At 56.4% G+C, this 13,439-nt stretch carries 8 protein-coding genes; 1 reads left to right on the forward strand and 7 read right to left on the reverse strand.

Annotation, left to right across the window (positions count from 1 at the left end; all coding sequences use genetic code 11):
- Window positions 1-45 precede the first annotated feature (45 nt).
- From AEP_RS14240 to AEP_RS14270, 7 genes are all read right to left on the reverse strand, one after another.
- On the reverse strand, window positions 46-5,679 hold the full coding sequence (locus tag AEP_RS14240; RefSeq protein WP_087495995.1) for a retention module-containing protein: 5,634 nt from the start codon (window positions 5,677-5,679) through the stop codon (window positions 46-48).
- 92 nt (window positions 5,680-5,771) lie between these two features.
- Window positions 5,772-6,389, reverse strand: a complete 618-nt coding sequence (locus AEP_RS14245; protein WP_157673178.1) for a response regulator transcription factor — start codon at window positions 6,387-6,389, stop codon at window positions 5,772-5,774.
- Window positions 6,390-6,406: 17 nt separating this feature from the next.
- Window positions 6,407-7,825 carry an HlyD family type I secretion periplasmic adaptor subunit gene (locus AEP_RS14250; RefSeq protein ID WP_198301833.1) on the reverse strand — a complete coding sequence of 473 codons (1,419 nt, stop codon included), beginning with the start codon at window positions 7,823-7,825 and terminating at the stop codon, window positions 6,407-6,409.
- Window positions 7,822-10,008, reverse strand: coding sequence for a type I secretion system permease/ATPase (locus tag AEP_RS14255; protein ID WP_087495997.1), 2,187 nt, complete (start codon window positions 10,006-10,008; stop codon window positions 7,822-7,824). Before AEP_RS14255 ends, AEP_RS14250 begins: the two co-directional genes overlap by 4 nt.
- The gene (locus tag AEP_RS14260; RefSeq protein ID WP_087495998.1) at window positions 10,009-10,332 is read right to left on the reverse strand and encodes a hypothetical protein; all 324 of its coding nucleotides are present in this window, start codon (window positions 10,330-10,332) and stop codon (window positions 10,009-10,011) included.
- 133 nt (window positions 10,333-10,465) lie between these two features.
- A complete protein-coding gene (mnmA, locus tag AEP_RS14265; protein WP_087495999.1) occupies window positions 10,466-11,590 on the reverse strand; it encodes a tRNA 2-thiouridine(34) synthase MnmA in 1,125 nt (374 codons plus the stop codon).
- Between the two features lie 84 nt (window positions 11,591-11,674).
- The gene (locus AEP_RS14270) at window positions 11,675-12,178 is read right to left on the reverse strand and encodes an NUDIX hydrolase (protein WP_087496000.1); all 504 of its coding nucleotides are present in this window, start codon (window positions 12,176-12,178) and stop codon (window positions 11,675-11,677) included.
- Window positions 12,179-12,300: 122 nt separating this feature from the next.
- On the opposite strand from AEP_RS14270, the gene AEP_RS14275 reads away from it, so the two are divergent.
- Entirely contained in the window at window positions 12,301-13,428 is a 1,128-nt protein-coding gene (locus tag AEP_RS14275; RefSeq protein ID WP_087496001.1) for a Re/Si-specific NAD(P)(+) transhydrogenase subunit alpha, read from the forward strand.
- The last annotated feature ends 11 nt before the right edge of the window (window positions 13,429-13,439 follow it).

The following is a 13,439-nucleotide window of genomic DNA, read 5'->3' on the forward strand; positions in this document are numbered from 1 at the left end:
TCTTCACATTTTTGAAGTGAAGAGCGGATCCCCCTTTAGTAGTGTTTAGTCCAACAAGAGGGTACCGTTTCGGATCAGCGTTTGTAAAAGAAGCGACTCGTTGCCGCTTGTGGTGCCTACCGCGGTGTACAAGTTGACGTTGTCTAAAACAATTCGTTGATCTTCAGCTGCCGCCGAGTAAGTTCCGCCAGCAAAGCCGCCGGTGCTACTGATGCGAATTTCAGTGTTAGCTCCATTAATGTTGATATCAATGTAGTTCAGCAAGTTAGAAATCGCTACATCCGTAGCTGCACTACCGCTATTGCCAGATGACGTGTGCTCGCCGACAAGAAGCTCTCTTAAGTCGAGAACATCTCCTCCGCTAAGAGACACATTGCTATAGCCCCCGCCATAGTTGAAGTCTGTGACATGGTCTACAGCTGGTGAGCCCGCTGTCCCTCCGTCATTGAGTCTCCATGCGAAAGTGTCAGAGCCTGTACCACCGGTCAATATGTCATTTTCTTTGCCGCCGACGATGAAGTCATTCCCGTCAAGCCCGCTAATGGTGTTTGCCGCGCTATTGCCTTCAAGCCGGTTAGCGGATGCATTACCTGTGAGGTTAATTGCCCCGCCGTCATAGGCAACCAGATTTTCGAGGTTAGTTGCGAGGACGTAAGTTGTGCTGAGGTTTGTTGAGACGTAAGTGGAATCAAGTTGGACAGTGTCAGTGCCAGAGCCTGCCGCTTCGACGATAGTGTCCAATGTGTCACTCAGTCGGTAGAAATCATCCCCAACCCCACCGGTTAGCGTGTCTGTACCTGCCCCGCCGATCAACAGATCGTTGCCGGTGCCCCCGTTCAATACATCGTTTCCGGCGCCGCCTTCCAATGTGTCAGCTGCATCGCCGCCGTTCAGCGTGTCATTGCCATTGCCGCCTATCAAATAGTCACGGCCAGCGCCGCCAGTCAACGTATCGTTCCCTGTTCCCCCATCCAAAATGGAGCCGGTCCGCAGCTGCCAAGTCGACGTGGTGCCATCGTAGACAAGGTCTTGAATTCTTGTGTCAGCGATTGTGGGCGCTGACTCATTGGTAAACATGGCTGTGTTTGTCAGCGACATTACTTGCCAAGTACCGGAGCTGCTCGATTTGTATTCAATCCGCAGCCGCGAGTTTCCGCCTTGTTCCCAATAAAGGAGCTCTAAGGATTGAAGTCCGCCGGCCAAGTCACCCAATTGCACATTGTTAAAAATGCGTGTCGTTGGGCCTTGGTTACCGTCGTACTCAAGCAACGTGTGGCCGTCTACGTTCAACCGGAAACCATCGTCCGCAGTAACGCGGAAATCATACGAGCCTGGTTGTGTGTAGAACTTGCCGGAAATTCGAATTGCTGCGTCGGTTGTCGTTCCAAGCCCCGAGGTGCCGTTGGTATTCCCCACACCAGTTTGAACCAACCCAGTAGATAGGTCTTGATCCAAGAAGTTACTTAGCGCGCGAGTTGTAGAGTTTGCGTTTCCATCATTGGCAAGTAAGGCACTGCCTGCTGCTCTGTTTTGGTTTGAGCCCAGTGACGAATTGACTGTGGGGTTGAAGCCGTAGTCAATATTCCGCGCTTTGAAGCTCACATCGGCAACATTCGCATTTGCAGTGGTGGACGTGCCAACAATGCTTGCTCCGCCAGCCAATGCATTTCGACCATCAATAATGGTGTACATGTCCTCAACGGAGTTCAAATTACCTGCAGCAAGGTGAACACCAAAAGTGGCGGTTCCGTCGTCACTGTGGGTTCGACCCGTAGTGGTCGCCGTTTCGTTATATCCGTAGTACTCGCCGTTGAAGCCGGTTGCAGATCCCGTGAGTGGTACAACGGTAGGCGGAGGTGCCACGGTATCTTGAGCTCCGTTTACGTTGATGGTGAGCGTAGCGCTATCTGACTGCCCCGTTCCATCACTGACGGTGTAAGTGAAAACATCCTGTGCAATCTGTCCGGCGATTAAATTTTGAACAGCAGAGCTGGAGTTGTTCAGGACGTAGTCATATCGCCCATCTGAGTAAAGCGTCAACGTTCCATAGGTGCCTACAAGTGCAGTTCCAATAGTGCCTGAAGTACCTGTTCCAATTTCGAGTCCTGTACGGACAGCGGTCACGGTAAGGGTGTTTCCATCCAAGTCCGTGTCTTTGCCCGCAGCGTTCCCGGCGCTCTGTATTACACCGTTGGCTGCGGTGACATTTAACGTTGTTACTGCGGCATCCTCAGTCACCGAATTGGAGTCATTCCCTGCGACGGGCGGATGATCATTGTCCAAAATAGTGGCGCTACCTGTGGCGCTGCCATTTGTAGTGGTGCCTGAGGTGCGGGTTGCAGTGAGTGTGAACGTTTCGTCTGCTTCTGAAAGGCCGTCATTTGTGATGGGGGTGCGCACCAGCACGGAGGTCGTGCCTGCAGCGATGGTTGCAGTCGTGGCGTTGGACCAAGTGGTACCACCATCGGTCGACACCTGCAGGTTGGTGGCGGTGGCGCTGCCGTAGTCGGTACCGGTTCCGGTGGCGGAGCCGTTGGTCAAGGCCAAGTTGACCGAGGTTGCAGTCGTTGAGGCGTTGTTCAGGCTGACCGTGAACTGTGCAAAACCGGCGTTCTCTGCCACGGTTGGGCTCGAGACCGACAGGGTTGGCGTGTCGTTGTCGGTGCCTCCTGTTCCGGTGCCATCGTCACGGATGGTGCCCACACCCAGGTTGTCGGTGATCGTGGCATTGGTGGGCGTCACCAAGTTCACATTGAAGGTTTCTGCGCCTTCAAAGATTGCAGGGGCATCGTTGGCGATATTGACCGTAATGGTTTGAGTCGTCACGCCGGGGGCGAAGGTCAACGTACCAGTGGTCGATGTGTAGTCCGAGCCAGCGGTGGCGGTGCCATCGCTTGTGTTGTATCCCACGGTGACGGTCTGGCCGGAAGCGGCCGAGAGGGTCACGGTGAAAGTGGCAGTGCCTGCAGCTTCGTTGACGGTGATGTCATTGACCGACAAGCTCGGCGTTGCATCATCGTCGGTGATGGTGGCAGTGCCGTTAGCAGATGCATTGGTCGTGGTACCTGCAGTACGCGTTGCTGTCAGTGTGAAATTCTCATTGACCTCATCGAGCGCATCGTTGGTGATGGGGGTGCGCACCAGCACGGAGGTCGTGCCTGCAGCGATGGTTGCAGTCGTGGCGTTGGACCAAGTGGTACCACCATCGGTCGACACCTGCAGGTTGGTGGCGGTGGCGCTGCCGTAGTCGGTACCGGTTCCGGTGGCGGAGCCGTTGGTCAAGGCCAAGTTGACCGAGGTTGCAGTCGTTGAGGCGTTGTTCAGGCTGACCGTGAACTGTGCAAAACCGGCGTTCTCTGCCACGGTTGGGCTCGAGACCGACAGGGTTGGCGTGTCGTTGTCGGTGCCTCCTGTTCCGGTGCCATCGTCACGGATGGTGCCCACACCCAGGTTGTCGGTGATGACAGCGCCGACGGCGTTGGAGAGGTTGATATTGAAAGACTCAGCGCCTTCAAAGACCGTGTCGTTGTTGATGGAGACGGTGATGGTCTGGGTGGCGACGTTGGCGGCGAAGTTCAATGTGCCTGCGACGGCGGTGTAGTCGTTGCCTGCGCCGGAGGTGGCGGAGTCATTGGCGCTGGCGTACTGGACGGAGGCGGCCTGGGTGAGGTCGCCTGCGCGGGTGACGGTGAAGGTGACGGTGCCGGCGGCCTCATTGATGATCACATCGTTGATGGAGAAGCCTGGTCGGTCATCGTTGGCAGTGCCGCCACCGGGCAGGGTGCGGCCATCGTCGACGATGGTGCCGGTAGCACTGGAAGTGCCCAAGGTAGCGCCGGAGACATTGGAGAGGGAGACGGTGAAGTCTTCGCTGATCTCGTAGGTCGTATCGTTGGTGATGTTGACCGTAATGGTCTTGGTCGTCTCATTGGCCGCAAAGGTCAGAGAGCCGTTGGTTGCGGTGTAGTCCTGACCGGCAGTGGCAGAGCCATTGGCGGTTGCGAAATCGACGGTGACAGGCAGGTTGGTCGAGCCGGTCTTGGTGACGGTGAAGGTGACGGTGCCGGCGGCCTCATCGATGACCACATTGGAGCCGATGGAGACAGAAGGACGGTCATCGTTGGAGGTACCGCCGCCGGGGAGGGTGCGGCCATCGTCGACGATGGTGGCGACTTGAGAGTTGTCACCGATGGTGGCGTTGGTGGGCGTGCTGATTTGCAGGCTGAAAGTCTCGGCACCTTCGAAGACCGTGTCATTGGTGATGGGCACGGTGATGGTCTTGGAGGTCTCGTTGGCTGCAAAAGTCAGAGTACCTGCGGTCGCGGTGTAGTCGCTGCCGGCGGCGGCGGAGCCGTCCACGGTAGTGAATGCCACGGAGGAAGCCAGATTGGTGGAGCCGGTCTTGGTGACCGTGAAAGTGATGGTGCCTGCGGCCTCATCGACGATGAAGTCTGATCCCACGTTGAAGACCGGGCGGTCGTCGTTGGCGGTACCACCGCCGGGCAGAGTGCGCCCGTCATCGACGATGGTGCCCACGCCTTGGCTGTCGGTGATGACAGCGCCGACGGCGTTGGAGAGGTTGATATTGAAAGACTCAGCGCCTTCAAAGACCGTGTCGTTGTTGATGGAGACGGTGATGGTCTGGGTGGCGACGTTGGCGGCGAAGTTCAATGTGCCTGCGACGGCGGTGTAGTCGTTGCCTGCGCCGGAGGTGGCGGAGTCATTGGCGCTGGCGTACTGGACGGAGGCGGCCTGGGTGAGGTCGCCTGCGCGGGTGACGGTGAAGGTGACGGTGCCGGCGGCCTCATTGATGATCACATCGTTGATGGAGAGTGTTGGCGTGTCGTTGTCAACAATGGTGCCAATGCCTGTCACTCCCCCCATCGTCAATGGAACAGTTTCATTCTGCTCATACAAAAGATCGTCGATCGCCGCAATTGAGACGGTAAAGCTACTGACACCACTAGGAACAGTCACAGTGCCTGTCGCGGAGTTATAAGTTACACCGTTACTGAATATGGGAGTGCCATAGTCCGACGAGGTTGCAGTGCCGCTTCCAAGTGAAAAGGAATAAGTAGTCGAAGTAATCGTGCTTCCAGATAGCGAAACACTGTAGACCAAGGTATTGCCCTCAGTTTGGGTCGGGCTCGATACGCTGCTGACAGTGGGTGCCGGCGCCGTTGTTAGTTGGGTGCCGAATGGGGGGAATTCCTCCGAACTACTGTCTGCAGCTCTGTCAATGGATAAGGGCGTTACTGTTTCATTGATACGTATTACTCGCACAAAACTGTGCGAGTCACTCGCATCTCCCCCACTTAAACCGGCAGCTGTCGGATCCAGTTCAGCAGAAAGATCACCTCCAGATGCAATGACTCTGGCGATGGCTGCAGGACTGCTGTTGAGGTCTTTGAGTGCTGCGTTGGTTGCATCTTCTGGAGCGAAGCCCAATAAATTGGCATCAATTAGCAGTTCGCGACCCGACTCAAGGCTGATTTCCCGTCCGTTCGGGAGTGCAAGCTCCAAGCGCGTCCCGTCTTCGGTAAGAACAATTTGGCCTTCCTGTATCTCATCACCCAATTTGATGGCGCGTTTGCTACCGTCAGGTGAAACCACCCATGCATTACCTTGCAGGATGACAACAACGCCGCGGGCTTGGGCAGAAATTTGGGAAGTAGCCATGTAAAAACTCCAGAGACAGCAAAACTAGCTGATCAATGTAGTGCTTTACCGGCTCCTCGCCTATTGGACTTAAGTACAGGGTGTGTGACGGATTACTGAATTCCGTGCACTTTCAAGGCAAGCTGCAGTCGGTCTGTGACCCCTAGCTTTTCGAACACGGCACTTAAATGCGCCTTGACGGTGCGTTCAGTAATGTCGCATTGCTCTGCTATAGCCAAGTTCGATGCGCCATGGGCTGCCATTTTGGCGACTTCGCGTTCCCGGACGGTGAGTTCAGCATCCCAAGCCCCCGGCGTGGAACGTATTGAAGGTTTCGCGCGGTTTGCCGTTTGGATCAATTGCTGCATCAAATGCTGGCCTATCCAGACGTGGCCGGCCATGGTGACCTGGTGGACCTGCAGGAGCGTCTCCGGATCCGAAAATGCATGGCAATAACCTGCGCATCCAAGGTCCAAGGCTGCTATCGCTTCTTCATCTTTCGGGTATGAGCTTGCGGCCACAATGCGCATTTGCTTGTCATGCAAAAGATCGTTCCATTCAGTCGAGGCCCATGGGGGTACATCACCCACCTTCAGATCCAACCAAATGACGTCGCCATTTCTCCGGGCTAGCTGCTTGAGAGCTGCAAAACTTTCCAGCTCAACAGCGGACTTGATCTTTAGCGCGTCCCGCCAGTGCTTCAATAACCCTTTGTCTTTGCTAACCAGCAAAGGCGCCGTATTCCTTCTCATCGCTCTGACATCGCCTTTGACTTTGCGCGCAGGATGGGCTTCATCAGATATGCCAGCACGGATTTTTTGCCTGTCAGGATGTCGACTTCCGCCACCATGCCAGGAATGATGGGCAATTTTTGTTGACCGATCGTGGTGGAAAGGGTTCTTACGCGGACCACAAAGAACGCATTCCCCTTCTCATCGACAACACTGTCAGCGCCAATTTGCTCCAACGTGGCCTCCAAACCGCCATACACCGCAAAGTCATAGGCAGTAAACTTGACAAGCGCTTTTTGGCCGGGGCGCAAAAATGCAATATCTCGTGGCAAGACGCGTGCTTCCAATAGCAAAGCATCGTCAGATGGCACTAATTCGATGAGATCTTTGCCGGGTTGAACTACGCCGCCCACAGTGTTCACACGCAGCTGTTTGACCGTTCCGTTGACCGGTGACCTGATCTCGGTCTGTTTAACCCGGTCCTCGAGCGCGGTGCTGCCTTCAGAGAGGGCATTCAGCTTGGCATTGGTTTCGCTCAACTCGGAGCGCGCGATATTTCTGAAAGTCAGTTCTACTTCTTGGATTTTTCGGTTCGATTCGGCAACCGCCGACTCCAACCTGGGGATATCGGAGTTGGCACTGTCTCGCTCACCACGGTAGCGGGCAACATCGCGTTCCAATCTCAAAAGCTCTACGTCTGAGATGGCTCCTGTTTTTACCAAGGGGCGGGTCAGCTCCAGCTCTTTAGCCGTCAGGGTGTAGCTCTGCGAAGCCTGCTCGCGTCGGGCTTTCACCGAGATCAACTCCTGGGAGCGCTGTGAAGATTGCTGTCGTGCAACCCCGACCGTCGCATCCAATTCGGCCCGACGTGACTCATACAGTGCACGTTCTTGCTCCACAATTTCTGGCGCCTGTTTCAACACTTCTTCGGGCGGCACGAAGCGTGACCCTTCGGCCAGTGCACGGAGGCGGGCGCCTTTGGCCAGCAGAGAAAGGTACTGGGATTGGTTTTCCCGCAGCGAGGAAACCATCCGCGTCGGATCCACTTTCACAAGCAAATCACCGGTCTTTACCACTTGCCCTTCGCGCGCAAGGATTTCAGAGATGATGCCGCCATCCAAGCTCTGCAATATTTGAATCTGGCGCGATGGGATGACCTTGCCTTCACCGCGAGTGACCTCGTCCAATTCAGCAAAAGCAGACCAAATCAACAGCACCAGCACCGTCAGGGCGCTCAACCACACCAAAATGCGGGCGCCTTGGGGTGTTTGCTCTGCGATGGCCCAGTCGGCATTGGCGTCGAAGTCGCTGTCCAATTCTTTCTGTTTGCCTGTAACCGCAAGCATCAACTTGTCCAGGAAGCGTGAGCTTGTTCCGTAAAACTTGTCCCAAAGAGTAGGTGTTGTCCGGGTGGCTTGTGGATCGGGGTTCATCATGACGCCCTCCCGATACGTCCGCTTTGAAGCGCTTCCACAACTTGTGCCTTGGGCCCATCTGCGACGATCTGACCGTTATCGATCACGATCAGGCGGTCAATCAGCTCCAGTAAGGAAGTCCGATGGGTGACCAGAATCATGGTTTTGCCGGTGGTGAAACGCCGCAATCGGCTCTTGAGTGCATCTTCACTCTGGTGGTCCATGGCACTGCTGGGCTCGTCGAGAAGCAACATGGGAGAGTCATTCAACACTGCGCGGGCGATGCCGACCGCTTGACGCTGGCCTCCTGACAAGGATTCGCCTCGTTCACCGATGGCCATGTCGAATCCTTTGGGATGGCGGTTGGCAAATTCCGTCACACCCGCAATCTCTGCCGCAGCCAGAATGTCCTGGTCATCGGCAAAGGGCGCTCCCAGTGCAATGTTCTCTTTCAACGTACCGTAAAAGAGGCTGACGTCCTGGGACACAAAGCCTGCAGCACGGCGCAGTTCTGCGGGGTCGATCTGCCGCGAATCGATACCGTCAATCAGGATGGCTCCCTCTGTCGGTTGGTGCAGGCCCAGTATCAGGCGCTGAATCGTGGATTTTCCTGAACCCACCCGTCCGATAAAGGCTACTTTTTCACCCGCATGGATCTTGAAGGACACCTTGCTCAGTACAGCTTGTTGCTGGCCCGGGTAGGTAAAGCTGACGTTCTTGAACTCAATCGTTCCCTGAAAACCAGCCCGATGCAGGTATGAGGTTTCTTCTGAACGCTCCGGTTCTTGCTTCATGTGAGTGTCGACGGAAGCCAACCCACTCTTGGCACTGTGATATTGGAGAAGCAGACCTGCGACTTGTCCGAACGGTGCCATGGCACGACCGGCCAGCATCGATGCAGCAATGATGGCGCCCATGCTGATCTGATTGTTCATGAGGAGGTACACGCCGACGATGACGCTGGTAACCGACACCAGCTGCTGCATGGCTTGTGCAAAGTTCATCGTGCCGTTGGACAGCAGCTTCAGTTTTGTGCCCGTTTGAGCGAGGAATATGGTGCTCTGCTCCCATTTGCGTTGGAAGCTACTTTCCGCCACCATGAATTTGATGGTTTCAATGCCCACCAGGCTCTCCACCAGTGTGGCGTTGCGCTGGGAGGTTGCCCGGGACGAGACTTCCACCAGCTCTTGCATCTTTCGCTGTGTGGCCAGTGACACAACCAAAAGCAGGACGATGCAAACCAGAGGCGGCAGCGTTAACCAAGGCGAAATCCAGATCAGTGCCAGAAAAAACACCAGCACAAAGGGCAGGTCCACTAGCGTGGTGATGCTCGCAGATGCGACAAAGTCTCTGACGGATTCAAACGCCCGCAGATTCGCTGCAAAAGATCCTACGGAAGCAGGCCGGTCCGACATCTTGAGGCCCAGTACGCGTTCCATGATGCGTGCAGACAATGTCACATCAATCCGCTTGCCCGCTGTGTCCAGGATGTAGGCTCGCATGGTGCGCAGCACCGTATCAAACACCATCATCAGCATCACACCAATGGCCAGAACCCACAACGTCTCCTCGGCCCTGTTCGGCACCACGCGGTCGTAGACCGTCATCGAGAACATGGGCATGGCCAGCGCAAACATATTGATTAGCAGTGCGGCGATCAAGCTGTCTCGGTAGAGGCGCCAGTTCTGGAAAACAACCCCCCAGAACCAGTGTTTGGATTTCAGTTCACCGGTGGCAGGCGTGCGAGGGTCAAACTTGAAAACCGGACGCACGAAGAACACCACGCCGGCAAACAGGGATTCCAAAGCCTCTTTGCTGATCACATCACCGGACTCGCCGCTTTCCGGAAAACGCACTCGCGCTTGGCCGTCCTCCGTCCATTCCAGTAGCAGGCAAGCCTGTTTGTCCTGCAGCAACAAGATGACGGGCAGTAAGCCAGGGCGCAAATCGCTGAGCTTGCGTCTGGCAAGGCGCGCCGTCAGACCAGCCCGTGCCGCAGCGCGTGGCAAGAGGGCTGGCGTGACCAGGTTGTTTTCCAGCGGAAGTCCGGCAGACAAGGCTTCTTGCGTGGTGGATATGCCGTAAATGCGGGAAATCGAGACCAAGCTGTCCAGCAAGGGGTCGAAATGGGTCCCGTGTTCACCGATCCGCCAATGAGCGGGTTTTGGAGTTGCAGGGCCGGAGGGAGGCAGGCTGTCTGTCATTTAAATAATACGTTGATCGCCACCAAGCAGATTCAGTGCACCCTGCATCCGGTTGCGCAGACCTTTGCGTTTGCTGATCTTTTGTTGAGCCGCCGCAGGCAAGTCCGTATGCCGGATGACGTTTTTGATAATCAAGGTATCGATCAAGTCCTCCAGCACCCGCACAAATTCAGCATCAGCCTCTCCAAATCCGCTTCCACTGGAGGTGTGTCCCAGAAACGCCTGGATATCGGGGTGCTCATCGCTCAGCAGCTCGCCGCCGGGCCTTTCCGCGCGGGAGAGGGAGGCAATCGATCCATCCTCGTTACGCAACACATGGAACATGGCAAGCCGCTTTCAATTGGGACATAGGGTTGGGTATGCCAACCCGGATGGCATTGAATGCTAGCACCGCATGATGAAAACAAGGTGCCAAAAATGCCATGTTTTCCATGAATATTTGTTGTAATTGCGCAGTTCAGGTCGCCGGCAAGGCTGATGCGTTGTGGATGATCCCTCCACCAAGGCATACATCCCCGTCATACAACACCGCGGATTGACCGGGCGTCACTGCCCATTGCGCTTGGGGAAATTGCAGGGCAAATGCATCGGCGCCTAGGGGTTCGAATCCGCATGGTGCATCAGCTTGGCGATACCGCGTTTTGGCGGCCGCTGTCATGGGGATGGGTGCTTCGCTACTAACCCAAGAGGCGTTCAGGGCTTCCAGGCGTTCCGATTGCAACCAAGGGTGATCGTGCCCCTGTACGACCCATAGCGTGTTGTTCGGCAAATCTTTGCGCGCAACAAACCACGGCGTGTGTTCGCCACCACCTCGCTGAGCACCTCTGGCTTTGATGCCGCCTATGCCCAGGCCTTGGCGTTGGCCCAATGTGTAGAACGACAGGCCCACGTGTTCCCCGATGGTGTGGCCTTTGGGGTTCTTGATGGGCCCCGGCTCCTTGGAGATATAGCGGTTCAAAAACTCGCGGAACGGCCGCTCCCCAATGAAGCAGATGCCCGTGGAGTCCTTCTTCTTGGCATTGGGCAGGCCAATGTCGTCGGCGATACGGCGTACCTCGGTTTTATGGAGCTCCCCCACAGGAAAAAGTGTTTTGGACAGCTGAGCCTGGTTCAACCGGTGCAAAAAATAGCTCTGGTCCTTGGCCGGGTCCAAGCCTTTGAGTAACTCGTGCTTGCCGCTGGAAGCATTGAGGCGAACTCTTGCGTAGTGTCCGGTAGCAATCTTTTCGGCGCCCAAACGCATGGCATGGTCCAAAAATGCCTTGAATTTGATTTCGGCATTGCAAAGAATGTCGGGGTTCGGGGTGCGGCCTGCCTGGTATTCGTGCAGGAACTCCGCAAACACGCGGTCACGGTATTCGGCCGCAAAGTTGACGTGCTCGATTTCAATGCCCAGCACATCGGCGACGGCTGCGGCATCGACGAAGTCGATATTGGAGGAGCAGTATTCGCTGTCGTCGTCATCTTCCCAGTTCTTCATGAAGATGCCGACCACCTCATGCCCTTGCTGTTTCAAAAGATGGGCGGTAACAGCCGAATCCACGCCACCGCTCAGGCCCACGACAATACGTTGCTTACTCATGCCCTGATTTTAGTCCCCGTTGCAGGTGTCAGCATGGAGTGTCAAATTTGCCCCTCGCGCCCGCGGAATATGCGCAAGCAGCTATTATTTTTGTAGCGTTTGCAAAGATGCCCAAACGCTGGGATCGGTGTGAATCACATCCAGCGGGTAGCGTTGGCCGCGCAGATAGTCTTCCATGCACTGGAGCAACAAGGGACTGCGATGCCGGTCCTTGCTAGTGCGGATTTCATCCGGCGTCAGCCACAGGGCCCGCACGATACCGTGGTCCAGCGCCTTGCCTTCGATTCGTTCGCCAACGGTGCCGCAAAAAGCAAAGCGCAGGTAGGTAATGTCTTGCGGGCCGTCCGGCAGCTCGCGCACGAACCGCGAAAGGTAGATCCCTACCAGTGCGCCGGGTACAAAGGGGTAAGCCGTTTCTTCCAGTACCTCGCGTGCGCAGCCTTGGACGGGAGACTCACCCGGGTCCAGGTGACCGGCGGGGTTGTTGAGTCGCAGGCCTTCGGGGGTGTGCTCCTCCACCAGAAGAAAGCGGCCGTTCTGCTCAATCACTGCCGCCACCGTGGCACTGGGTTTCCATCGTTCGGTCATGGATGATTATGTGTATTTAGCGCAAAAGTCTTTGCCGAAAGCCGCAACTTTAGCCCTATGGAATGCAGGGAAACTCATGTAAGCTAACAGACAGCTTGAATCCAACTCTATAGGAGTGCCCCATGCACATAGGCGTACCCGCTGAAACACTGGCGGGAGAGACCCGAGTTGCCGTGACCCCGGAGACAGTGAAGAAACTGAAATCCCAGGGGCACACGGTGCGTGTTCAATCCGGAGCCGGTCTTGCCGCGAGCGTGACTGACGAGGCCTATGTCGCCGCCGGTGCAGAGATTACCGACGCAGCAGGTGCCTTGGGAAGCGAGCTGGTACTCAAGGTACGCACCCCCGTGGACGCGGAGGCAGCAATGATGACCCCTGGTGCCACGCTGGTAGGCATGCTCAATCCGTTCGATGCAGAGGGCCTGCAGCGTCTGGCTGCTGCCCAGCTCAATGCCTATGCGTTAGAAGCGGCACCCCGTACCACCCGTGCGCAAAGCATGGACGTGCTCTCCAGCCAAGCCAACATCGCCGGCTACAAAGCCGTGATGATGGCGGCTGACAAGTACCAACGCTTTTTCCCCATGTTGATGACGGCTGCCGGCACTGTCAAAGCGGCACGCGTTGTCATCCTCGGCGTTGGTGTGGCCGGTTTGCAGGCCATCGCCACTGCCAAGCGCTTGGGCGCAGTGATTGAAGCCTCGGATGTGCGCCCCAGCGTCAAAGAACAGGTCGAATCTCTCGGGGCCAAGTTCATCGACGTGCCTTATGAGACGGATGAAGAGAAAGAAGCCGCTGTCGGCGTGGGCGGATACGCCAAGCCCATGCCCCAGAGCTGGCTGGACCGCCAGAAGGCGGAGGTTGCCAAGCGCGTGGCGCAGGCTGATGTGGTTATCAGCACCGCGCTGATTCCCGGTCGCGCAGCCCCCACGTTGATTACCGAGGACATGGTCAAGTCCATGAAGCCCGGTTCGGTGATTGTGGATATTGCTGCGGGCAAGGGCCCGAACGGTGGCGGTAACTGCCCCCTGTCCGAGGCCGACAAAACCGTCGTCAAACACGGCGTGACCCTGATCGGTGAAACCAATTTGCCTGCGCTGGTAGCGGCGGATGCTTCGTCGCTCTATGCGCGCAACGTGCTGGACTTCCTGAAGTTGATCATCAACAAGGAAGGTGCCTTGCACGTGGACCTGGAAGACGACATCGTGGCAGCCTGCCTGGTGACCCAAGGCGGCGAAGTGCGTCGCAAGTAAACCGCGCACAC

This window comes from Curvibacter sp. AEP1-3, from assembly GCF_002163715.1.
In the GTDB taxonomy this organism is placed as follows: Bacteria; Pseudomonadota; Gammaproteobacteria; order Burkholderiales; family Burkholderiaceae_C; genus Allorhodoferax.